The 21,409-nt window shown below is 66.7% G+C and carries 17 protein-coding genes; 9 read left to right on the plus strand and 8 right to left on the minus strand.

Annotation, left to right across the window (positions count from 1 at the left end):
* Positions 1-134 precede the first annotated feature (134 nt).
* Entirely contained in the window at positions 135-1,013 is an 879-nt protein-coding gene (locus FHT19_RS04015) for a flagellin (RefSeq protein WP_169474026.1), read from the minus strand.
* 151 nt (positions 1,014-1,164) lie between these two features.
* Here FHT19_RS04015 and FHT19_RS04020 point away from each other — a divergent pair, with 151 nt between their 5' ends.
* The 3 genes from FHT19_RS04020 to FHT19_RS04030 all read left to right on the plus strand — a co-directional run bounded on the left by FHT19_RS04020 (position 1,165) and on the right by FHT19_RS04030 (position 4,943).
* Complete coding sequence (locus FHT19_RS04020; RefSeq protein WP_169474027.1) at positions 1,165-3,945, plus strand: ATP-dependent DNA helicase; 2,781 nt, start codon at positions 1,165-1,167, stop codon at positions 3,943-3,945.
* On the plus strand, positions 3,942-4,487 hold the full coding sequence (locus FHT19_RS04025; protein WP_168554478.1) for a histidine phosphatase family protein: 546 nt from the start codon (positions 3,942-3,944) through the stop codon (positions 4,485-4,487). Before FHT19_RS04020 ends, FHT19_RS04025 begins: the two co-directional genes overlap by 4 nt.
* A gap of 93 nt (positions 4,488-4,580) precedes the next feature.
* The gene (locus FHT19_RS04030; protein WP_168554480.1) at positions 4,581-4,943 is read left to right on the plus strand and encodes a hypothetical protein; all 363 of its coding nucleotides are present in this window, start codon (positions 4,581-4,583) and stop codon (positions 4,941-4,943) included.
* A gap of 334 nt (positions 4,944-5,277) precedes the next feature.
* Here FHT19_RS04030 and FHT19_RS04035 read toward each other — a convergent pair whose 3' ends face one another.
* The gene (locus tag FHT19_RS04035) at positions 5,278-7,140 is read right to left on the minus strand and encodes a DUF885 domain-containing protein (protein WP_169474028.1); all 1,863 of its coding nucleotides are present in this window, start codon (positions 7,138-7,140) and stop codon (positions 5,278-5,280) included.
* Entirely contained in the window at positions 7,140-7,805 is a 666-nt protein-coding gene (locus FHT19_RS04040; RefSeq protein WP_168554482.1) for a 2OG-Fe(II) oxygenase, read from the minus strand. The genes FHT19_RS04035 and FHT19_RS04040 overlap by 1 nt, the downstream gene beginning before the upstream one ends.
* 314 nt (positions 7,806-8,119) lie before the next feature.
* On the opposite strand from FHT19_RS04040, the gene FHT19_RS04045 reads away from it, so the two are divergent.
* Entirely contained in the window at positions 8,120-8,479 is a 360-nt protein-coding gene (locus FHT19_RS04045; RefSeq protein ID WP_169474029.1) for a winged helix DNA-binding protein, read from the plus strand.
* Positions 8,480-8,573: 94 nt separating this feature from the next.
* On the opposite strand, the gene FHT19_RS04050 is transcribed toward FHT19_RS04045, so the two are convergent.
* Positions 8,574-9,515 carry an RcnB family protein gene (locus tag FHT19_RS04050; RefSeq protein ID WP_169474030.1) on the minus strand — a complete coding sequence of 314 codons (942 nt, stop codon included), beginning with the start codon at positions 9,513-9,515 and terminating at the stop codon, positions 8,574-8,576.
* A gap of 164 nt (positions 9,516-9,679) precedes the next feature.
* Here FHT19_RS04050 and FHT19_RS04055 point away from each other — a divergent pair, with 164 nt between their 5' ends.
* Positions 9,680-10,261, plus strand: a complete 582-nt coding sequence (locus FHT19_RS04055) for a flavin-binding protein (protein WP_168554485.1) — start codon at positions 9,680-9,682, stop codon at positions 10,259-10,261.
* Between the two features lie 84 nt (positions 10,262-10,345).
* On the opposite strand, the gene ettA is transcribed toward FHT19_RS04055, so the two are convergent.
* From ettA to FHT19_RS04070, 3 genes are all read right to left on the minus strand, one after another.
* A complete protein-coding gene (ettA, locus tag FHT19_RS04060) occupies positions 10,346-12,025 on the minus strand; it encodes an energy-dependent translational throttle protein EttA (RefSeq protein ID WP_168554486.1) in 1,680 nt (559 codons plus the stop codon).
* A 111-nt stretch (positions 12,026-12,136) separates the two neighbouring features.
* Positions 12,137-13,759, minus strand: a complete 1,623-nt coding sequence (locus FHT19_RS04065; protein WP_169474031.1) for a chemotaxis protein CheW — start codon at positions 13,757-13,759, stop codon at positions 12,137-12,139.
* Positions 13,746-15,476 carry a PAS domain-containing methyl-accepting chemotaxis protein gene (locus FHT19_RS04070; protein ID WP_168554488.1) on the minus strand — a complete coding sequence of 577 codons (1,731 nt, stop codon included), beginning with the start codon at positions 15,474-15,476 and terminating at the stop codon, positions 13,746-13,748. Before FHT19_RS04070 ends, FHT19_RS04065 begins: the two co-directional genes overlap by 14 nt.
* Before the next feature lie 209 nt (positions 15,477-15,685).
* Between FHT19_RS04070 and FHT19_RS04075 the strand changes: the two genes are divergently transcribed.
* Both FHT19_RS04075 and FHT19_RS04080 read left to right on the plus strand, forming a co-directional pair.
* Positions 15,686-16,987 carry a PLP-dependent transferase gene (locus FHT19_RS04075; RefSeq protein WP_169474032.1) on the plus strand — a complete coding sequence of 434 codons (1,302 nt, stop codon included), beginning with the start codon at positions 15,686-15,688 and terminating at the stop codon, positions 16,985-16,987.
* A gap of 84 nt (positions 16,988-17,071) precedes the next feature.
* Complete coding sequence (locus tag FHT19_RS04080; protein ID WP_168554490.1) at positions 17,072-18,427, plus strand: M28 family peptidase; 1,356 nt, start codon at positions 17,072-17,074, stop codon at positions 18,425-18,427.
* 32 nt (positions 18,428-18,459) lie between these two features.
* On the opposite strand, the gene FHT19_RS04085 is transcribed toward FHT19_RS04080, so the two are convergent.
* On the minus strand, positions 18,460-19,542 hold the full coding sequence (locus FHT19_RS04085) for a DUF4118 domain-containing protein (protein ID WP_169474033.1): 1,083 nt from the start codon (positions 19,540-19,542) through the stop codon (positions 18,460-18,462).
* Between the two features lie 189 nt (positions 19,543-19,731).
* Between FHT19_RS04085 and FHT19_RS04090 the strand changes: the two genes are divergently transcribed.
* Both FHT19_RS04090 and FHT19_RS04095 read left to right on the plus strand, forming a co-directional pair.
* Positions 19,732-20,928, plus strand: a complete 1,197-nt coding sequence (locus tag FHT19_RS04090) for a PAS domain-containing protein (protein WP_168554492.1) — start codon at positions 19,732-19,734, stop codon at positions 20,926-20,928.
* Positions 20,928-21,317: a response regulator gene (locus tag FHT19_RS04095; protein ID WP_168554493.1), complete on the plus strand. Its 390-nt coding sequence runs from the start codon at positions 20,928-20,930 to the stop codon at positions 21,315-21,317. Before FHT19_RS04090 ends, FHT19_RS04095 begins: the two co-directional genes overlap by 1 nt.
* Positions 21,318-21,409: the final 92 nt, after the last annotated feature.

Here is a 21,409-nt window from a genome sequence, read left to right on the forward strand (position 1 = left end):
GCGCTTGGCGGGCGGGAAGGCAAGGCATTTGGGCGCGTGCTCTGTTTGGCCGACGCGAAAATGCGACACAGCCCGAGGGAGGACTGTGCCGCATTTCCGTGGAGGCTCCAGAAGCGAGGTGTGGATGGGGGTTCTTACTTCAGGAGCGTCAGGACATTCTGCTGGTTCTGGTTCGCCTGCGAGATCATCGCAGTCGACGCCTGGGCCAGGATCTGCGCCTTGGCCATGGCGGTGGTTTCAGCAGAATAATCGGTATCCAGAATGCGGCTGCGCGCATCGGAAAGGTTGGTGACATTGTCGGTCAGGTTGTTGACCACCGACTGCAAGCGGTTCTGGCCGGCGCCAAATTCGGCGCGGACGGCGTTGACCTGGATGAGCGCGGAATCCACGTTGTCCATGGTGGTGGCGGCGACCGAAGAGTCGCTCACGTCGAGCGCCTGCGTGGCCGTTTCATCATAAGCCGACAGGCCTGAGCCGAACAGGACCTGCCCGTCGAACGCGACCGAGCGCAGGGTGACGACGTTGTTGGTGTCGGCACCGGCCTGGATGTCGAGCGTGAGGTCATCGCTGCCGTCGGCGGCGGGCGTGCTGGTCATCACCTTGAACATGTTGTTGCCGTTGAACAGCGAGTTGTTCAGCACGTCGGAAATCTGCGCGGTCAGGTTGCTCACTTCCGACTGCATCGCGGTGCGGTCGGAGTCCTGATAGGTGGCCGACTTGGCCTGCACGGCCAGTTCGCGAATGCGCTGAAGCATGTTGGTCACTTCGTTCAGCGCGCCGTCTGCGGTCTGCGCCATCGAGATGCCGTCGTTGGCGTTGCGCACCCCCTGCTGCATGCCCTGGATCTGCGAGGTCATGGTGGTGGTGATGGCGAGGCCCGCCGCGTCGTCCTTCGAGCTGTTGATGCGCTTGCCGGTCGACAGGCGCTGCATGGCGACGCCGGCTTGGGCCGACGCGGTGATCGAAGCATTGGCGGCACGGATCGCCGCAATATTGGTGTTGATGACTGCCATTTTCCCATTCTCCACTATGGGTTGAGTGACGATCCGGCGGTTCCCATCCGGCTCGGGAGCAAAGACGGCGCGGGGCGGGAATGTTTAAGTGCAACGTGGGTGACCTTGCGCGATCTTGCCCCGCGTTCCATTTTCGTTCACAGGGTGGAAGATGGCCGATCCTGCTGTTCCAGACCCGGGCAATCCTGCCCCGCCGGCGCTTGACCTGCCCGCCATTCACGCCAGCCACGGCGGTTGCTGGCTGCGCGGGGTGGACCTGTTCCCGTCCACCCGCACGGTCGGCAAGGGCGAGGCGATCGTGGCGGCAGCCGATACGCCGCTGCTCATGCTCAATGCGCCGCTGGTGGCCAACCGGCTGGGCTATCCCGATCTTTCCGGCCTCGATCTGCTCGAACTCTACGCCTTCATCCACCCGGCGCGGTTCGTGGTGCCCACCCCCAAGGGGCTGGCCAATGCGCTTGGCCTGCCGCAGCCGGCGGGCGACGCCGATGTGCCGCTGCTGCTGCAACAGGCAGCCGAGGCGCTGCTGGCCACCACCGCCGCGCCCGATTGGGCGGAGCGGGAAGGGGCATGGAGCGCGCTCCAATCCATGATCAAGCTGCGCTGGCCCTGGTCCACGCTGCTGAGCGGGTGCATTGCCCGGCCCGAACGCGCCGAACGCTGGCTGTTTTCGCGCCTGCCCGAATGGGACGAGGCGGGCGAGCGGCCGCAGCCGGCGCAAGTCACGCTCGATTCGCAGGCGGTGGAAGCGCGCTTGGCCAATCTGACCGGGGCGGGCGCGGAAGACCGGCCGGGCCAGCGCGCCTTTGCCACCCAGGCCGCGCAGATGTTTGCCCCGCGCCGCGGCGCGCGCCAGCCGCACGTGGTGCTGGCCCAGGCGGGCACGGGCACCGGCAAGACGCTGGGCTATCTGGCGCCGGCTTCGCTGTGGACAGAGCGTTCGGGCGGCACGGTCTGGGTATCCACTTATACCAAGGCGCTGCAACGCCAGCTCCGCCGCGAAAGCCGGCGGGCCTTTGCCCAGCCTGCACCGGGCAGCAAGGCGGCCGCGCCGGTGGTGGTGCGCAAGGGGCGCGAGAATTACCTGTGCCTGCTCAACCTGGAAGACGCGTTGCAGGGCGGGTTTACCGGGCGCCCGGCGATCCTGGCACACCTGGTGGCGCGCTGGGCGGCCTATAGCCAGGATGGCGACATGATCGGCGGCGACCTGCCGGGCTGGCTGGGCACGCTGTTCCGCAAGCGCGGGATCGCGGCGCTGACCGACCAGCGCGGCGAATGCGTCTATGCCGGCTGCCCGCACTATCGCAAATGCTTCATCGAGCGGGCCGCGCGCGCCAGCGCCGAGGCCGAACTGGTGATCGCCAACCATGCGCTGGTCATGGTCAACGCCGCGCGCGGGCGCGATGCGGCGCAGCGGCCCACGCGCATCGTGTTCGACGAAGGGCACCATGTGTTCGATGCGGCCGACAGCACGTTTGGCGCGGCGCTGACAGGCGCCGAAACGATCGAGTTGCGCCGCTGGGTGATCGGCCCCGAAGGCAAGTCACGCGGGCGGCGGCGCGGCCTGTCGGCGCGGCTGGCAGACGTGGCCAGCTATGACGAGGACGGCGCCATTGCGATCACCCAGGCGCGCGAGGCGGCCGAACTGCTGCCGGCCGATGGCTGGCTGGCGCGCATTGGCGATGGTGCGCCCGATGGGCCGGTGGAGCGGCTGCTCGCCGCGGTGCGGGCCACCGTGCTGGCGCGCGACGAAAGCGGCGGCACCGAGGCAGGCTATGGCCTTGAGACCGAGGCTGCGCAACTGGACGGCCCGCTGTTGGAAGCCGCCGCTGCCGCTCTTGAAGCGCTGGAAGACTTGCGCCAGCCGTTGTTGCGCCTGTCCTTGCGGTTGGAAGCGATCGTGGAAGAAGGGCCGGACTGGCTCGACGGGCAGGCCCGCGCGCGGATCGAAGGCGCCCGCAGTGCGATCCAGTGGCGCACCGATCTGCTGGCCGGATGGATCGCCCTGCTCGGGCGGCTGGGTGGCCCGACCGATCCCGATTATGTCGATTGGCTCGCGCTAGACCGGTCGGACGGGCGCGAATGGGACATGGGGCTGCACCGCCACCACCTCGACCCGATGAAGCCCTTTGCCGAAGTGGTGCTGGCGCCCGCGCACGGCGTGCTGATGACGTCGGCGACGCTGACCGATGGCGGGGATTGGAGTGGCGCGATTACCCGCAGCGGCGCGCCGCGCATCGACGTGCAGCCGCAACTTTTCGCCGCCAAGAGCCCGTTCGACTATCCCCGGCAGGCCGAAGTGCTGATCGTCACCGACGTGCCCAAGGGCGACATCGCCGCGCTCGCCGGCGCCTATGCCCGCCTGATCGAGGCGAGCGGCGGCGGCGTGCTCGGCCTGTTCACCGCGATCCGCCGGTTGCGCGCAGTGCATGGCCGCATTGCCGACCGCCTGGCGCGCGGCGGGCTGCCGCTCTATGCCCAGCATGTCGATCCGATCGACACCGGCACGCTGGTGGACATCTTTCGCGACGATCCGCGCGCTTCGCTGCTCGGCACCGATGCCCTGCGTGACGGGGTGGACGTGCCCGGCCAGTCGCTACGCCTGGTGGTGATGGAGCAAGTGCCCTGGCCCAAGCCCTCGATCCTCCACCGCGCCCGGCGCCTTGCTGCCCCGCGCGAGGAAGGCGGCGCACAAGGGCACGATGATCGCATCATCCGCGCGCGGCTGGCGCAGGCCTTTGGCCGGCTGATCCGCTCGGCCGACGATCGCGGCCATTTCGTCGTACTGTCGTCTGCGTTCCCATCCCGCCTGCTGTCGGCCTTCCCCGAAGGCACGCCGGTCCGCCGGGTAAGTTTGGAGCAGGCTTTACAATCCATCGCCGGGCGTGTTGATGAACGCGTGTTGGCAGCCAAAGACGAGAACGTGCCGTGAAGACGCTTGCCCTGTTCCGCCATGCCAAATCGGATTGGAGCGATGCCCGCGCCCGCGATTTCGATCGGCCCTTGAACGAACGCGGCCAGCGCGGCGCAGTGGCCATGGGCGAGCACGTGCGCGCCAGCGGCCGCCGCTTCGACCGCGTGATCGCCTCACCAGCCGTGCGCGTGGCCGAAACCATCGAATGGGCAAGCAAGGCCTGGAACCGCGTGTTCCCGGTGGAATGGGACCGGCGCATCTACCTCGCCAGTTCGGCCACGCTGCTGGACCTCTTGCGCGAATTGCCCGGCGATCCCGGCAGCGTGCTGATGATCGGCCACAATCCGGGCCTGGAAGACCTGATCTTCGACCTCGTGCCCGACGACGGCACCAGCCCCTTGCGCGACGTGGTGGAAGCCAAGTTCCCCACCGCCACTTTCGCCGTGCTGGAACTGGACGTGGCCCGCTGGGCCGACGTGGACGCAGGCTGCGCCCGGCTGGTGGCGCTGACGCGCCCGCGCGACCTCGATCCCGCGCTGGGGCCGCAGTTGTTGGGGTGAGGGTTGGAGGTGTCCTAGCGTCGAATTTCGGCCAGTTGCGGACATCCGAGTAGGGTGGCACTTTGTTGCCGTTAGCTGACGGATTTCAATGCAATGGACGACGGTACGGACATCTACAATGAGATTGATCCACCGAAGCAGCTTTTTGCGATTGGCACGGTTGCCGTCTTAGTGGTGTTTATCGGAACCGCGTGGGTCAGAGAAGATGCAGCGCCACTCTTTGCTGCTTTCTCGGTTGGTGTCCTCTGCCTGCTCGTCGGACTGACGTGGCAATTGCGGCGCCGTAAAATGCTTTGGGTGATTTTGACCGCCATCGGCTTGCTACACGTTGCAGCGATCACGATGGTCAGATTTCCTGATAGGATCTCATACGGCGTGCTGTTTGCGCCGCTGGTCTGCCTTGATACCTACATCTTTTGGAAGCTCACCGTCTCTGTTCTGAAGGTGCTCGATTAGTTCACATAGTGACGTCCACTTTCCACCAATCACGTTCGTTCCAGCGGGCTCCGCGAAGGGGTATTTTATGTGAACTTGGCGCGCGCAATCGAGACGTCAGTTCCGTTTCCGAAAATCCCACACAAAGCCACAAAGACACAAAGAGAGGGCTTTTCTTCGTGTCTTTGTGGCTTTGTGTGAAATCATTCTGGAAACCACCCGCGCCTGGTTCTGGTATGGCATTGCAGGATAAAGCGGGACCCCGGATCAAGTCCGGGGTGACGTTAAATATCTAAATCAGCTGAAAATTTCGTCACCCCGGACTTGATCCGGGGTCCCGCTGCCTTCTGCGCGATCAACGCGCCGCCTGTTCCGCTATCCAGTCTCGCACTTTGCTTTCCAGCACCGGCAGCGGAAGCGCGCCGCTGCCCAGGACTTGCGCATGAAACGCGCGCAAGTCGAAGCGGGCGCGCAGGCGCGCCTCGGCCTCGCCGCGCAGGCGCTGGATGGTCAGGGCGCCGATCTTGTAGGCCACGGCCTGGCCGGGATCGGCGATATAGCGATCCACTTCCGCCTGGGCGTCACTGCGGCCCATGCCGGAATTGGTCAGCATATAGTCCAGCGCCTGTTGCCGGCTCCAGCCCTGGCTGTGCAGCCCGGTATCGACGACCAGGCGCATGGCGCGCAGCATCTCGTCGTCCAGCGTGCCCCAGTGCTGCATCGGATCGTCGAAGAGCCCCATGGGATAGCCCAGCGTTTCGGCATAGAGCGCCCAGCCTTCGACATAGGCGGTGTTGCCGCCATAGCGCTGGAAATCGGGCAGGTTCGGATTCTCCTGCGCCAGGCTGATCTGGAAATGGTGGCCCGGTGCGCCTTCGTGCAGATAGAGCGTGGCAATGCCGGTCAGAAACCGGCTCTTGAGATCGAACGTGTTGTAATAGAACACGCCCGGCCGGGTGCCGTCGGCGCTGCCGGGGCTATAGCTGCCGCCCGCCTCGAACCGCGCGCGATAGGCGGGGTGCGGCAGGATCAGCAGCGGCGTGCGTGGCATGGTCACGAAAAAGCGCGGCGCCTGGGCCGCCACCACTTGGGCCACACGCCGATAGCCTTGCGCCAGATCTTCGGCCTTGCGCGGATGATAGCGTGGGTCGACACGGATCGCATCGAAGAACGCACGCAGCGGCCCGGCAAAGCCCAACTGTCGCTTCACCGTATCCATCTCGGCCTGGATGCGCGCCACTTCGGCCAGGCCCAGGGCATGAACCTGCGCAGGATCGAGATCGAGCGTGGTGTGATGGTGCAGCAGGGCGCGATAGAGCGTCGCGCCGCCGGGCAGGGCGGCCAGGCCCACGCTCTCGCGCGTGGCGGGCAGATATTCGTCGGCCAGGAACGCGCGCAGGGTGCGATAGGCTGGATAGACTGCCTCGACCGTGGCGGCGCGATATTCGGCGCGCAGGCGCGTGCGGGCGAGCACGGCGGTCTTGCCCCCGCCTTTGCCGCTTTCGGCCAGGCCCAGCGGCTGTTGCGCCGGGCTCATGAACAGGGAGTGTTCGGGCGGGCGGGCCAGCAGTGCGTCGATCTGCCCGATCAGCGTTTCGACCACGGCACGGGGGCTGGTTACCCCGCGCGCCAGGCCTTCGCGATAGCGCGCGATCGCGGCGGCAAAGACCTGGGGCAGCGCGCGGTCGCGCGCCAGGTTGGCGGCGTGATCGGCTGCGGTTTCCAGCGAGGCCGGCCCGCCGGCAGAAGCCAGGCCGGGATATTCCACCTGCAACCCGCCCACCGGGTTGAGCGGCATCATCGCCAGCATATCGGCCACCTCGGGCGAGAGCATGGCCTGTTCATCGTCGAGCACCGCGGCATAGGCCCGGGCCGAGATGCGGTGCGGGGCATCGAGCGTGGCCAGGTCGATCCGCGCCAGGGCATCGCGCGCGGCCGCGTTGCGCGCGCGCTGCATCGTGGTGAGCGCCGGATCGAACACCATGCGAAAGCTGCTGGCGGCAAGCGGTTCGCCCCGTTCGAGCGTATCGAGCGGGTCAAGCGCACGGCGGGCTGCGTCGTCCTGCGCCAGCAGCGCATCGAGCGCGGCATTGGGCGAAACGGTGGTGGAAGCCGGCGCCGAAGCCGGAGCGGGCTGGGTGATCTGGGCCTTGGCCCCAACCGGAGCGCCGACCAGCGCAAGCAGCAACAGGGCATGAAGCGGCCGCGTCGCGGGCATCAATTCCACGGGCGCGACCGATACCACTTGGTCAGCACGTATTTCACGCCCCGGATAACCGGCGTGCCGGCATGGAGGCTCTTGGCATTGGGGCGGCCATCGGGGGACATGTTGTTCCAGATCAGCAGGGCACCCTGCTGGGGCGGGATCGACAGGTTCACTTTGGGAAAGTCGGTCGAGCCGCCTTCCTCCACCGCGTTGAGATAGGCCATTGCCGTCCAGCTGCGCTGGCCGCCGTTGCGCATTTCCTCCGCCCACATCGGGTCAGACGGGCGGAAATGATCGAAGTGCGCCTTGAATTCCTGGCCCGGCGTATAGCGTTGGCCCTGGATGGTTTCGCCATAGGCGGGGTCGAGGCCGATCAGGTCGTCGATCCGGCGCTGCAACATGCGAATGAACGGATCGTGCGGATTGACGTCGCCGCTATAGCTCGTGCGGCCACCATCGTTGCTGTAAGTATCCGACGGGCGCGCCACGGAATCGACAACCCCGATCAGGCGCTCGCATTCGGCGCGGGTGAAGAATTCGCCCACGGCATAGATCTCGAAATCTTCGACGGGAATGCGGTAGGCGGCCGGATCTGCATCGAGTCGCGCGCGGACCTGGCTACCGATGCGCTTGAGGTCGGCCATGTCAGGATGACGGTCGGAACGGAACAAAACCATGATCGGATCGTCATGACGCAAGGGCGCGATGGCGGCAAGCCGGCTTGGCCGAATGCCAGGAAAACCCGGTGGAATTCGAGTTCACCAAGTTTTGGTCCGATGTGGACCGAAATCGTTGATAATTCATGCGAAATATTGTCGATAGTGGGTTATTGCAAGATGTAGTTAACCTGAAGCTGTCCTGCGGTTGGGGCCTGGGGGGCCCAACAGAAGGCCTCGCGAAACCAACGGTGTCAACTGTGCCGCACATGTCATTCGCGCCTGCACTCCCCTTAGACAGTAAAGCCATTCCTGATCTGGGAGGTCGCGTTCCTTTGGATGCCCTAGTCGATGTCGAGGCGGAGGCCTTCCGCGTTGCCAAGGCGCTTTATGCGCTCCGCCGTCGCCGCGACGGGGCTACGCCGGTCAAAGGCCTGTTTGGAGAGCCGGCCTGGGACATTCTGCTCGACTTGTTCATCGCCTACAACAGCGGGACGGAACTGCAGGTTTCGAGCGTGTGCGTGGAAGCGGGCGTGCCTTCGACCACGATCCTGCGCTGGATCGCCCGGCTTGAGCGCGAGGGCTTGCTCTATCGCCAGGCCGATACCGGCGACTTGCGCCGTCGCTATGTCAGGCTGACGAACGACGGGCTGACCATGATGCGCAATATCCTCACGGCCATCGGCACGATCTGACCAACACGAAAACGGCGCATGGCCTTTCTATGGCCACGCGCCGCTTGCCAGGTCAACGGGGCCAACCCACCGGGCTGGCCCCGCCTTAACCATCTTACCAGAAGAAATCGTAGATCACGTCCACGACTTGGCCGGTATAGGTATCGATCAGGACCACGTCGTCATAATAGCGCACCCAGCGATAGGGCGGGTAGGCCGGCGGCAGGCGATAGGCCCACGGATCGGTGATCCAGTACTGCTGCGAGAAGAACGGCGCACCCAGATAGATGCCGATATTCAAGCGGTTGTAGCGATAGTTCGGCAGCGGGGCGAAATAGCGCGGGCCGCGGAACAAGTCGCGGTGGCCATTGCGCCAACCCTGCCAGTCATACCGGCGATCCTGGCGCCAGTCGCCCCGCCACGGGCTGCGATCGTTGTTCCAACCCGGACGACCCGGTCCGCGATCGTTGTTCCAGCCGGGACGGCCAGGGCCACGGTCGTTGTTCCAACCAGGGCGACCCGGCCCGCGGTTGTCATTCCAACCGGGGCGATCCGGCCCGCGGTTGTCGTTCCAGCCGGGACGGCCGGGACCGCGATCGCCACCCTGCCAACCGGGCTGCGGCACGGGGCGGGTTGACGGGTTGCCGCCGCCGGGCCGATCGCCGCCGGGACGGTCGCCACCCGGACGCCCGTTGCCGTTGTTCCACGAAGGCTGCGGCGCCTGGCCCGGTTGGGGTACGGCATGGCCGCCGCGCCAGCCGCCGGGCTGGTTCTGATAACCGCCGCCAAAGCCGCCCTGCGGACCGCGGGGAGGCTGCGCCTGGGGTGGCGCCTGGGGTGCGGGGCGTGCCTGTTCGCCGCGCGGGGCGCCGCCACCGCCGCCGGGGAAGCCCCCGCCGCGGTTGCCGCCGCCACGATTTTCACCACCACCGCGGTTTTCACCGCCGCGATGCTCGCCGCGTTCCTGGGCAAAGGCCGTGGCCGGAATGGCGGCGGCCAGAGTGGCGACGGCCAGGGCCGCGCCGATCTTCGATTTCCACTTGCTGCTGGCGGCCATGGCCGTCTCCCTTGGTTCACCTACTCGAAACGTCGGGCGGTGGCGGTTTGTTTCCCATCGCTTGCTGATGTTTCTAAACCTGCGCCGCTGTCGCATCGCTGAACCGGCTTGGTGCCCCCACGTTCATCTTGGCAGACCCCGGCCGTCCGCGCCACAGCGCTGCGATGGACAGCCTGGAACAGACGATCGCCGACGCGCAGGCCCGGTTGGAAGCGGCCGTTGCCGATCGCACTGCGGCGATGCATGCGCCGGTGGTGGGCACGCCCGATGGCGAAATGCGGATCATGGTTTTGCGTGCGGTGGGCCCGGCGCTGTCGGCGCTGCGCTTCCACACCGATGCGCGCAGCCCCAAGGTGATGACGGTTGCCACGCATGGCCGTGCCAGCGTGCTCGCCTATGACCCTGTCGCGCGCGTGCAATTGCGTTTGTCTGGTCCGGCGCGAATCGAGCAAGCGGGGCCGACGGCGGATGCGGCATGGGACAAGGCCGCTGCGTTCAGCCGGCGTTGCTACCTGGCCGAGGCCGGCCCCGGCGCACCGCTCGATGCACCGGGCAGCGCTTTGCCCGCCGATCTCCTTGCCCGCCGGCCCACCCTGGCGGAAACGGAGGCCGGCCGGGCCGCCTTTGCCGTCCTGCTGGTAGAGCCGGAGACCCTCGATTGGCTCAGGCTCGATGCCCATGGGGGCGTGCGGGCGCGGTTCGCGCGCGGGCCGCAGGGTTGGGAAGGGGGTTGGGTGGCGCCTTAGGGGGGTGCGGCTGGTTTCCACCACGCCCGGCCCGATCCTCTTCGCAAGGAGCGGGCCGGGGGTGGTGCGAACCCTAGCGCAACCTCAGCGCGTCAGCTTCTTGTAAGCCAGGCGCGTGGGCCGGTCGGCCGCATCGCCCAGGCGGCGGCGCTTGTCTTCTTCGTACATGGCAAAGTTGCCTTCGAACCATTCGACGTGGCTGTTGCCTTCGAAGGCCAGGATGTGCGTGGCGAGACGATCGAGGAAGAAGCGGTCGTGGCTGATGACCACGGCGCAGCCAGCGAAGTTTTCGATGGCTTCTTCCAGCGCCGCCAGCGTTTCCACGTCGAGGTCGTTGGTCGGTTCGTCGAGCAGCAGCACGTTGCCGCCCTGCTTGAGCATCTTGGCCATGTGCACGCGGTTGCGTTCACCGCCCGAAAGCTTGCCGACGTTCTTCTGCTGGTCCTGGCCCTTGAAGTTGAACGCGCCGACATAGGCACGGGTCGAGGTGTCGAACCCGTTGACCTTCATGTAGTCGAGCCCGTCGGAGATTTCCTCCCACACGTTCTTCTTGGGATCGAGGTGGTCGCGGCTCTGGTCGACATAGCCCAGGCGCACGGTCGAGCCGATGTCGATCTCGCCGCTGTCGGGGGTTTCCTGGCCGGTGATCAGCTTGAACAGCGTGGACTTGCCCGCGCCGTTCGGCCCGATCACGCCGACGATGCCGCCGGGCGGCAGCATGAACGAAAGGTTTTCGAACAGCAGCTTGTCGCCATAGGCCTTGGAGATGTTCTTGGCCTCGATCACCTTGCCGCCCAGGCGCTCGGGCACCTGGATGACGATCTGGGCCTTGCCGGGCGAACGGTTTTCCTGGGCAGAGACCAGTTCTTCGAACTTCTTGATACGCGACTTCGACTTGGTCTGACGGCCCTTGGTGCCGGCGCGGATCCATTCGAGTTCGTCGTTGATCGCCTTCTGGCGGCCGGTCGCCTCGCGGTCTTCCTGCTCCAGGCGCTTGGCCTTCTTTTCCAGGTAGGTCGAATAGTTGCCTTCGTAGGGGAAGTACTTGCCCCGGTCGAGTTCGAGGATCCAGCCCACTACGTTATCGAGGAAGTAGCGGTCGTGGGTGATCATCAGCACCGCGCCGGCATATTCCTTGAGGTGGTTTTCCAGCCATTCGACGCTTTCGGCGTCGAGGTGGTTGGTCGGTTCGTCGAGCAGCAGGATCGACGGCTTTTGAATAAGCAGACGGGTCAGCGCGATGCGGCGCTTTTCACCGCCCGAGAGGCTTTCCACCGACCAGTCACCCGGCGGGCAGCGCAGCGCTTCCATCGCGATTTCAAGCTGGTTGTCGAGCGTCCAGCCGTCAACCGCGTCGATCTTGCCCTGCAGGTCGCCCATCTCGTCCATCAGCGCGTCGAAATCGACGTCTTCGGGCGGATCGGCCATGATGTTGGAGATCTCGTTGAAGCGGTCGACCAGGTCGGCCACTTCGCGCGCGCCGTCCTTGACGTTTTCCAGCACGGTCTTGGTGGGATCGAGCTGCGGTTCCTGCGGCAGGTAGCCCACGGTGATGTTTTCGCCGGGCCACGCTTCGCCGGTGAATTCCTTGTCGATGCCGCCCATGATCTTCATGAGCGTGGACTTGCCGGCGCCGTTGGGGCCGACGATGCCGATCTTGGCACCCTGGTAGAACTGCAGGTTGATGTTGTTGAGCACCGGCTTTTGCGCGCCGGGGAAGGTTTTCGTCATGTTCTTCATGACGTAGGCATATTGGGCGGCCATCGAAGGGTCCTTGCGCGAGACGGAACGTTTGGCAAAACGTGCTAAATTGCCCCGCGCTCTACAGGGCGCGCGTGGGCCGCGCAAGCGTGTGCCGGGCAGGCCGGTGGCGCGTCAGGCTGCCTCGGCCGGGCCTGGCGCCAGGGCAAAGGCCTGGGGCCCGAGGACTTCCCATGTCTGGTTGGCGCGGCAACGGATCGTGGCCGCGGGCAATTGCCGGCTGGTCCCTTGGGCGCGCAGGGACTGGAGCGGGACGCGCTCGACCGAACAGAGCATGTCGGCCAGGAACGCGCGGCGTTGGCCTTCCATGCCGACCACGACCATGATCGCGGCCGCCGTGCTCGCTTCGCACGGGCAACCCAGCCGGGCGCCCAGGTCGATCAGCGGGGTGGGCCTGTCGCGATGCAGGAACACGCCGGACAGCGGGAATTGCCCGGCGACCGAAAGCATCGGCTGTTCGCCCGGCAAGACCGCCTCGACCGCCGCCAGTGGCAGGGCATAGCGGGCCTGGCCCAGGCGGAACGTCAACCACGCGTCGCCGGTGCCGGTCACCGCGCCGGTGATCGCATCGGCAGCGGCGGCCGATGCTGCCGCCGAAGCCGTCTTGCCCAGGCCAGCGGCACCCGCCACGGCATCGGCCGGGCTGGCCAGCGGCACCTGCATGGCCGATACTTCGACCAGCCGGGGATCGCCAGCAAGCGCGGTGGGCTCGAGATGCAGCACGGGTTGCCCGGCCACATCGACCAGGGCATGGGCGCCACCCGCGCCCCCCACGCCGATCGTGCCCAGCGGCGCGGGGGCATGGCGCGGCAATTGGCGGATATCGTCGACCCCGTCGATCAGCAGCGCGACGCGCGCGCTGGCGCCGCTGCGGTCCTGCGGCTCGCCGGCTGACGTGCCGACGTGGATGACCACGGCGGCACTGCGCCCCACGGTGCGGCCGATGCTGCCGATGCCGATCAGGCGCAACGTGTCCACCGCGGGCACGGCCAGGCCGTTCCACCCCAGCGTGCCGAGCCACAGCTCGTTCTCCACTGGCGGCGTTGCCAGCGCGGATTCGGGCAGGGTTGCCACGATGGCGTGGGCATCGAGCGCCAAGCGCTGCCCGCCGGCGCGAAACACCAGGCACGTGGCACGATCGCCACTCCGGTCGCTCAGCCGGTGGCCTGGCTCGTCTGCCTGGGCGGCCGAAGCGCCCTGGTGTTGGGCCTGGCTCTGGCGCTGCCCTGCCAGACTGTCGGGCACCATTGGCAGGCCGGGCATCGCGGTCAGTTGCGCAATGTCGAGCACCACGCCGCGCGTTGCGCCGTGCAGGAAGCCGGCGGCCGACAGGCGGTGCAGCGGTGCATCATCGGGATAGTGCAGGGCCCCCAGCGCCGTTGCCGGCAAGCGGGCAATACCATCGATCGCGTCGAGCAGGATGCCCGTGACGCGGCCTTCGTGGCGCAGGATCGTCACGATGCCGTCGGCCGCCTGCGCCGGTCCCAGGCCCAGCAGCAACCCCATGTCGATCACCGGAATGATCGCGCCGCGCACTTCGATGGCACCGGCCAGGTCTGGCCGGGTCACGGGAAACGGCAGCAGGGTGGCCGGGCGCGGCACCACTTCGCGGATCGCGGCCGCCTGGATCGCCAGGGTGATGCCGGCCACCTGCAGCAAGCCGTGCAGCCCGCCCGCCGGGCCTGCCCCTTGTCCCTCGGCAGCGGGCGCTGGCGCCGCGCGATCAGGCAGGTTCATGGGCGGTGGCCGCCAGTTCCTGGATCAGGGTGACGATGTTGCGGGCCACTTCGTCCTGCGCCAGCGCCGAACGGGTGATCACTTCGATGGCGGTGCTGGTATCCCCCACGCTGGCGGCAATCGCGCTGAACGCGCTTTGCGCCGCCTGGGCGCGCTCGGTGCCCATGCCGATGCGCACCAGGCTTTCCTCGATCAGGCGGCTGATGTCGCGCGCGGCGGTGCTGCTGCGCTCGGCCAGCTTGCGCACTTCGCCGGCCACCACGGAAAAGCCGATGCCGTGTTCGCCCGCGCGCGCCGCCTCGATTTCGGCGTTGAAGGCCAGCAGGTTGGTCTGCCCGGCAATTTCCGAAATCACCCGCACGATCTCGGCAATGCCGGTGGCTGATTTCTGGATCAGCTCGATCGATTCCAGCGCGGACTTGAGCGCCACGCCACCTTCATCGGCTTTCATCTCGGTCTGGTTGGCCAGCTTGTTGGCGGTTGCGGTGGAGCGGTTGATCTCCTCGATCGTGCGGCCCAGCCGATCGGCGACGCCGGCGGTTTCCTGCGATCGTGCGGCGATCTTCTGTTCCAGTTGCACCTGCTCGGTCACGTCGGTGGCGTATTTGACGATGCGGCGCGGCTTGCCGCGCAAGTCGAGCACCGGGTTGTACGTGGCCTGGATCCACACGTCGCGGTTGTGCTTGCCCACGCGGTGAAAGCGGCCGGACTGGAACTGGCCCTGGTTCAACGAAATCCAGAAATCGGCATATTCGCGGGTGCGCACGTATTCGGGCAGGCAGAACATGGCGTGGTGCTGGCCGATGATCTCGCGCGGGGAATAGCCCATGACCGACAGGAAGTTGTCGTTGGCGGTGATCACGTTGCCATCCAGATCGAATTCCACCACCGCCATGGCGCGATCGATCGCTTCCAGCTTGGCTTCGTATTCGGCCGTGGCCAGCCGCTGGGCCGTGATGTCATAGGCGATCTTGAGAATGCGCTGCAGCCTGCCGTCGGCCCCGCGGATGGGGGTGTAGGAGGCATGCACCCAGATATCGGACTCGTTCTTTCCGAAACGCTTGTAGGCGCCGTGGCACGATTGGCCGCGGCGCAGCGTGTTCCACAGTTCGCGATAGGCATCCGACGACGCCGTCTCGGCATCGCAGAACAGCGTATGCTGCTCGCCCAGCACTTCATCCAGGGTATAGCCGGTCAGCTTGAGGTAGTTTTCGTTGGCAGCCAGCACCTGGCCGTCCATGTTGAATTCCACCAGCGCCACGGCGTGGTCCAGTGCGTCCAGCTTGGCTTCGGCATCGAAGCGGGCCAGGCCGTCGCGGCTGATGTCGATCCCCACCGCCAGGATCCGGGCCGGGGTGCTGTCATCGGCGTCGAGCCGGGAAAACGCCAGGCGCACCCAGGCCGGTTCGCGGTCTCCCACCGCCAGGCGCACGGCCGTGACCTGGGCGTGCCCATCGGCCGCCCGCTGCCAGAATGCCGGCGCGGCGCTGTCTTCGACCGCGCCCTTGTGGCACAGGTTGACATAGCGCCGCCCGACGAGGTCTTCGGGCCGCTCGCCGAGCAGTCGCGCGAAATTCTCGTTGGCGCTCACCAACTGGCCGTCGGCGGTGAATTCGCACAGCAGCAGGGCGCGCTCCATCGCCGTGATGCGGGCTTGGGCCGCGCCCTCTTGCGCGCGCTTGCGCTCGCTGGCGGAAATCGGTGTCTGGTCGGTCATTCCTGCAAACCCCCTCACGGCCGCTACTGCAGCCCGCGCCCCTGGCGCCATCCGCCTGCCGTCCTAGCCCAGGCGTGGTTGCCCGCGTTTAAGGGCCCCACTGCGCATTTTTGCGCAGTATTGGCAGCATGGCCCGGACCATTCCGGGCTTGATTATGTCAATTAAATAAGTAGACAATAGGAAAAGCCGTCTAGCAACCGAGGATGTCATGACCGATAGCAAGCCTGCCGCTTCCCGCCCCGAAACCCTGGCCCTGCACGCGGGCTGGCGCGCCGATCCGGCCACGGGCGCAGTGGCCGTGCCGATCTACCAGACCACGTCCTTCCAGTTCGACAGCACCGAGCAGGCAGCCAACCGCTTTGGCCTCAAAGAGCTTGGCCCGATCTACACCCGCCTGGGCAATCCCACCACCGATGTGCTGGAACAGCGCGTGGCCGCGCTGGAAGGCGGGGCGGCGGCGGTGGCGGTGGCATCGGGCCAGGCCGCGTCGACTTATGCCGTGCTCAACCTGGCGCGCGCGGGCGACAACATCGTCAGTTCGACCGATCTCTATGGCGGCACCTGGAACCTGTTTGCCAACACGCTCAAGGATCTGGGCATCGAAGTGCGCTTCGTCGATCCTGCCGATCCCGAAGGCTTTGCCCGCGCCACCGACGATCGCACCCGCGCCTATTACGCCGAAAGCCTGCCCAATCCCAAGCTGGTGGCCTTTCCCATTGCCGAAGTGGCGGCGATCGGCCGCAAGCTGGGCGTGCCGCTGATTGTCGACAACACCGCCGCCCCGCTGCTGATCCGCCCGTTCGATCATGGCGCGGCGGTGGTGGTCTATTCCTCCACCAAGTATCTGGGCGGGCACGGCACATCGATCGGCGGGCTGATCGTGGACGGCGGCAATTTCGCGTGGGACGAATTTCCCGAACGCCAGCCTTTGTTCAACCTGCCCGATCCCAGCTATCACGGTGCGGTCTGGGCGCGGGATATCAAGCCGCTGGGCCCCATTGCCTATGCCATCCGTGCCCGCGTGATCCTGCTGCGCGATATCGGCGCCGCGCTTTCCCCGTTCAATGCGTTCCAGCTGATTCAGGGGATCGAGACGCTGCCCCTGCGGATCGAGCGCCACAGCCAGAACGCCGCCGCCGTGGCGCAATGGCTTTCAGCACATGCCAAGGTGACGCGGGTGATCCACCCCAGCCTGGCGCAGGGCCGCGCGGCAGAGCTTGCCGCCAAATACCTGCCGCGCGGGGCAGGGGGGCTGGTCGGTTTCGAACTCGCCGGTGGCGCCGATGCCGGCCGCGCGTTCATCGATGCGCTCAAGCTGTTCTACCACGTCGCCAATATCGGTGACGCGCGCAGCCTGGCGATCCACCCGGCTTCCACCACCCATTCGCAGCTTTCGGTGCAGGAACAGGCCGCCGCCGGGGTCAGCCCCGGCTATGTCCGCCTGTCGATCGGGATCGAGCATATCGACGACATCCTGGCCGATCTGGAACAGGCGCTGGCAACCGTCTGAATTGCCGGATTTTTGGGGTGGGCGGTTGACTTCGCGGGGGTGTGCGCAAATGTGGCGGCCCCCAATGCCTTTCGGGATTTCGCCATGTCCTTGTTTACCGCCCGCCTGCCTGTTGCCGCCGCTGCCCTGGCGATCCTGCCTGCTTTTGCCGCGCATGCCACAGCCCCCACCACCGATGTGGCGTGGGACCTGGTGCGTGACCTGACCACGCAGATTGGCCCACGCCCGGCCGGCAGCCCGGCCGAAGCGCGCGCGCGCGAATGGGCGGCAGCCCGGCTCAAGAGCCTGGGCTTCCAGAATGTCGCGATCGAACCGTTCACGATGCGGGCCTATCGCCGCGGGACGGACAAGGCCGAACTCGTCGGCTTTGCCGCGCAGCCGCTGGCGATCACGGCGCTCGGCTATTCCGGCGCCACGCCCGATGCCGGGATCACCGCGCCGCTGGTCTATTTCCCCACGCTTGCGGCACTCGAAGCCGCGCCCGATGGCGCGCTGGCGGGCAAGATCGCATTCATCGACCATGCCATGGTCCCCACCCAGGATGGCAGCGGCTATGGCCCTTATGGCAATGTGCGGCGCAAGGGGCCGGGCGTGGCCGTGGCCAAGGGCGCGCTGGCGGTGGTGATCCGCTCGGTCGGCACCGACAAGCACCGCAACCCGCACACCGGTGCGATCATGTGGCCCAAGGGCATCAAGCCCATTCCCGCCGGCGCCGTGGCCAATCCCGATGCCGACCAGATCGCCCGGCTGGCTGCCACCGGCCAGCCGCTCCGCCTGCATCTCACCCTGACCGGCCAGATCATCGACAATGCGCCTTCGGGCAATGTCGTGGCCGATCTGCCCGGCCGCGATCCCACGCTGCCGGTCGTGCTGGTGGCCTGCCATCTCGATAGCTGGGATCTGGGCACCGGGGCCATCGATGATGGCGCGGGCTGCGCCATCGTGACTGCGGCCGCCCTGCGCGCCCAGAGCGGGGGAGCGCCTGGCGGGACGCTGCGCACCATCCGCGTGCTGTTTGCCGGCAGCGAGGAACTGGGCGGCTTTGGCGGAGAGGCCTATGCGCAAAAGCACGGCAAGGAGCCCCATGCCCTGGCGATGGAAAGCGATTTCGGCGCCGACCGGGTGTGGCGGGTGACGACCAATTTCGCCCCTGCATCCGATGCGGTGAAGAACCGCATCATCGCCGCGCTCAATCCGCTGGGCGTGGTGCCGCACGATGGCCCGGCCGATGGCGGGGAAGACGTCGGTGCGATCATCGCTGCGCAGAAATTGCCGGTGGTGGATCTGAACCAGGACGGCACCCACTATTTCGATCTGCACCACACGCCCGATGACACGCTCGACAAGATCGATCCGGCGCTGCTGGCGCAGAATGTGCAGGCGTGGGAAAATACCCTGGCGATCGTCGCCAACGAAGCCGGGCCGATCGCCGCGCGCTGAACCGGTCCAGGGTTGGCGGGGCGCCCGCCGCGTCAACCCTGGATGTCGAGCTTTTCCGGAAAGATGACGGTGGTGGTCACGCCGGGGGATTGGCCTTCACCAGCGTGGGCATGGGTGTTGCGCGTGCGGTGGCTGCCACCCAACTGCGCCACCAGCCCGGCGATGATCGCAGTGCCCAGGCCCCGGCGCGGCCGCACGCCACCGCCAACGGCGCTGTCCTGGGGATCGGCGGCGGGCAGGCCGCGGCCGTTATCCGCCACCGTCAGGCACAGGGTACCTGCCTCGGCCCGTTCCAGCCGCACTTCGATCTGCCCGGTCTCGCCCGGCGCAAAGGCATGCTTGAAGCTGTTGGCCAGAAGTTCGGTGATCAGCAGCACCAGCGGTAGCAACCGGCCCACTTCCAGCCTTACGTCGTCCACCGTCAGGCGCACGTCCACGCCATCGGCATCGGCCATCTCGCGCGCCTGCGCCACGGCATGCGCCAGGATATCGGCCAGCGGCCGGGCCTGCGCGGCGGGATCGTAAAGCTGGCGGTGCACGCGGCCCATCATTTCGATCCGCTCGTCGGCGCGATCGATCAGCGGCAACGCCAGCGCCGGGTTGCGTTCGATCTGGCGGCGCTGCAACCGCAGCATCGAGGCGACCGAGGCCAGGTTGTTGGCCACGCGGTGCTGCAGTTCCTTGAACAGCAGCGCCTGGTGTGCGGCCATTTCCGCCAGGCGCGCCTCGCTGTCTTCCAATTGCCGCTGGCGCCGGGTCAGCCCGTCGATCAGGAAGATGTCCACCGCCACCACGCCGGTATAGAACAGCATCGCGGTGGCCACCTGGGTGTTGATCGCAAAGCTGAGCAGCGGCGGCACGAAGAAGTACCAGGCCGCCAGCCCGCTCAGGACGGCGCAGACGATGCCCGGCCCGCGCCCGGCAATGAAGGTCGCCACGATGACAGCGGGAAAGAACGTCAGGAACGGAAAACCCGGCGGAAACAGCGCATCGGCGATCCAGCGCAGGAACAGGGCCAGGGCGAACAGCGCCACCCCCAGCGTGTAGCGGGCGGCGCGGCCGCGAGATTGCAGGCCCCGGATCGACCAGGGATGATGGCGCGGCGCAAAGGTCATTCCCACCAACGTTGCCTGATAGCGTTCGCAAGTGCAACCGCTTCCGCTTTGGGAAACCGCTGCGGATTTCGTACCGTAGATGTACCGTAAAATTTTTTGGCCACATGGGGAACCGCGAGGGGGCAAGAAGCATTTTGGCGCCATTGGGTGGCATTGTGCTACGGGTCGCTAAAGGTCGGGAACAAACGTTTGTCGAGTGACAGGGCAGATCAGGCGCTAGGCCGCCCAGACGATGCCAGGAAGGCTGGTGAAGCCACGAGCGGCGCGAGCGAAGCGCGTCACGAGGCCGGTGGTGCCGGCCAGGCCGCCGGTCGCAGGCGCGCCAGCCAGGCCGGCGGGCAATACGATGACAGCGCAGAGCGCTTTCTTGCCAACCATCCGGATGACATTTTCCCCGGTGCCTCGGGTGTCTTGTTCGAACAGGCAATGGCGCAGACGCGCATGGCGGTATGCCTGTGCGATCCCCATGCGCCCGATGCGCCGATCGTGTTCGTCAACCGCGCGTTCCGCTGGTTGACCGGCTATGACGAAGACGAGATCATCGGCCGCAATTGCCGCTTTCTGCAAGGGCCGGGCACCGATCCCGCTGCCGTTGCCCGCATTCGCCAGGCGCTGGTGGGCCAGGATGTCGTCGTGGTGGAAATCCTCAATTACCGCAAGGACGGCACGGCGTTCTGGAACGCCTTGCACCTGGGGCCGATCTATGATGCCGAGGGCCGGCTGATCTATTACTTCGGCAGCCAGTGGGACGTGTCCGACGTGCGCGCCGCGCGCGCCGACGAGCGCCACGCCCGCGAACTGGCCCGCGAACTGTCGCATCGCATGAAGAACATGTTCGCGGTGATCGGCGGCATCGTCAATTTCACCGGTCGCTCGCGCGGCATCGAAGCCGAAGCGCGCGAGATCAACGATCGCATACAGGCCTTGGGCCGCGCCTATGAAACCACGCTGGACGAAGCTTCCAGTGGGTCGATCGAAGTGGGCCAGGCGATCCGTTCGGTGCTTTCGCCATATGATCCCGACGGCCGGCGCATCCTGTTCAAGGGCAATGGCTTGCGTAGCGATTTCTCGGCCGTGTCGGTGCTGGGCCTGTCTTTGCACGAACTGGCGGTCAACGCGGCCAAGCACGGTGCACTCAGCAGCGAGGATGGCCAGGTGACCGTCGCCTGGCAGAAGAACGGCAGCAGCGATGCGCCGACGATCGTGATCGACTGGATCGAACAGGGCGGACCGGCCGTTGTGCCGCCCGGCAACGATGCGGAGGCCCCCGCCGGGGGCATCGTCGACCGCATGCTGCACATGGCAAGGGGGAACATCATGCGCGACTGGCATCCGGATGGGCTGCGAGCGAGACTACGGGTGCCGCTGCGCGAGGACGCGGTCTGATGGCACAGGCCTGTTGCCAACCTTCCGGCTGTCGCGTGCTGGTGCTCGACGATGAACCGCTGATCCTGCTCGATCTGGAATTTGCGGTCGAAGACGCGGGCTGTGTGCCGCTCACCGCGCTGGAATTGGCAGAGGCGCTGGCCATTGCCGAGGGCGAGGAAATCGTTGCCGCGATCCTCGACGTGTCGCTGTCGCAGGGCCAGACCTGCGCGCCCGTGGCCAAGGCGCTGGCCGAACGGGGCGTGCCTTATGTGCTGCACACCGGCGACCTTGATCGCATGGATGAAGCGGTGCGCAAGCTTGGCGGGGTTCTCGTGCCCAAGCCCACGCCCGCAGCCGTTGTCGTCAGCCGCGCGCTGGAAGGGGTGACGCAGCGCCAGCAGGCGTGAGGCCGGCCGGGCAGTTGGCCAAGCGGTGGGCCGCTGGCCGATTTGCCGGGGGTGAAGTTTTACTTGGGCTGGCGTTTCGGCCCTCCAGCGCC

Origin of the sequence: Novosphingobium sp. SG919, from assembly GCF_012932495.1 — a bacterium.
Classification (GTDB): Bacteria; Pseudomonadota; Alphaproteobacteria; order Sphingomonadales; family Sphingomonadaceae; genus Novosphingobium; species Novosphingobium rhizosphaerae.

Excerpts from the sequence above, each read along its gene's own strand:
- FHT19_RS04015 (WP_169474026.1), bottom strand. The coding sequence starts at position 1,013 with ATGGCAGTCATCAACACCAATATTGCGGCGATCCGTGCCGCCAATGCT.
- FHT19_RS04020 (WP_169474027.1), top strand. The coding sequence starts at position 1,165 with ATGGCCGATCCTGCTGTTCCAGACCCGGGCAATCCTGCCCCGCCGGCG.
- FHT19_RS04030 (WP_168554480.1), top strand. The coding sequence starts at position 4,581 with ATGGACGACGGTACGGACATCTACAATGAGATTGATCCACCGAAGCAG.
- FHT19_RS04035 (WP_169474028.1), bottom strand. The coding sequence starts at position 7,140 with ATGCCCGCGACGCGGCCGCTTCATGCCCTGTTGCTGCTTGCGCTGGTC.
- FHT19_RS04040 (WP_168554482.1), bottom strand. The coding sequence starts at position 7,805 with ATGGTTTTGTTCCGTTCCGACCGTCATCCTGACATGGCCGACCTCAAG.
- FHT19_RS04050 (WP_169474030.1), bottom strand. The coding sequence starts at position 9,515 with ATGGCCGCCAGCAGCAAGTGGAAATCGAAGATCGGCGCGGCCCTGGCC.
- FHT19_RS04055 (WP_168554485.1), top strand. The coding sequence starts at position 9,680 with ATGGACAGCCTGGAACAGACGATCGCCGACGCGCAGGCCCGGTTGGAA.
- ettA (WP_168554486.1), bottom strand. The coding sequence starts at position 12,025 with ATGGCCGCCCAATATGCCTACGTCATGAAGAACATGACGAAAACCTTC.
- FHT19_RS04065 (WP_169474031.1), bottom strand. The coding sequence starts at position 13,759 with ATGAACCTGCCTGATCGCGCGGCGCCAGCGCCCGCTGCCGAGGGACAA.
- FHT19_RS04070 (WP_168554488.1), bottom strand. The coding sequence starts at position 15,476 with ATGACCGACCAGACACCGATTTCCGCCAGCGAGCGCAAGCGCGCGCAA.
- FHT19_RS04075 (WP_169474032.1), top strand. The coding sequence starts at position 15,686 with ATGACCGATAGCAAGCCTGCCGCTTCCCGCCCCGAAACCCTGGCCCTG.
- FHT19_RS04080 (WP_168554490.1), top strand. The coding sequence starts at position 17,072 with ATGTCCTTGTTTACCGCCCGCCTGCCTGTTGCCGCCGCTGCCCTGGCG.
- FHT19_RS04085 (WP_169474033.1), bottom strand. The coding sequence starts at position 19,542 with ATGACCTTTGCGCCGCGCCATCATCCCTGGTCGATCCGGGGCCTGCAA.
- FHT19_RS04095 (WP_168554493.1), top strand. The coding sequence starts at position 20,928 with ATGGCACAGGCCTGTTGCCAACCTTCCGGCTGTCGCGTGCTGGTGCTC.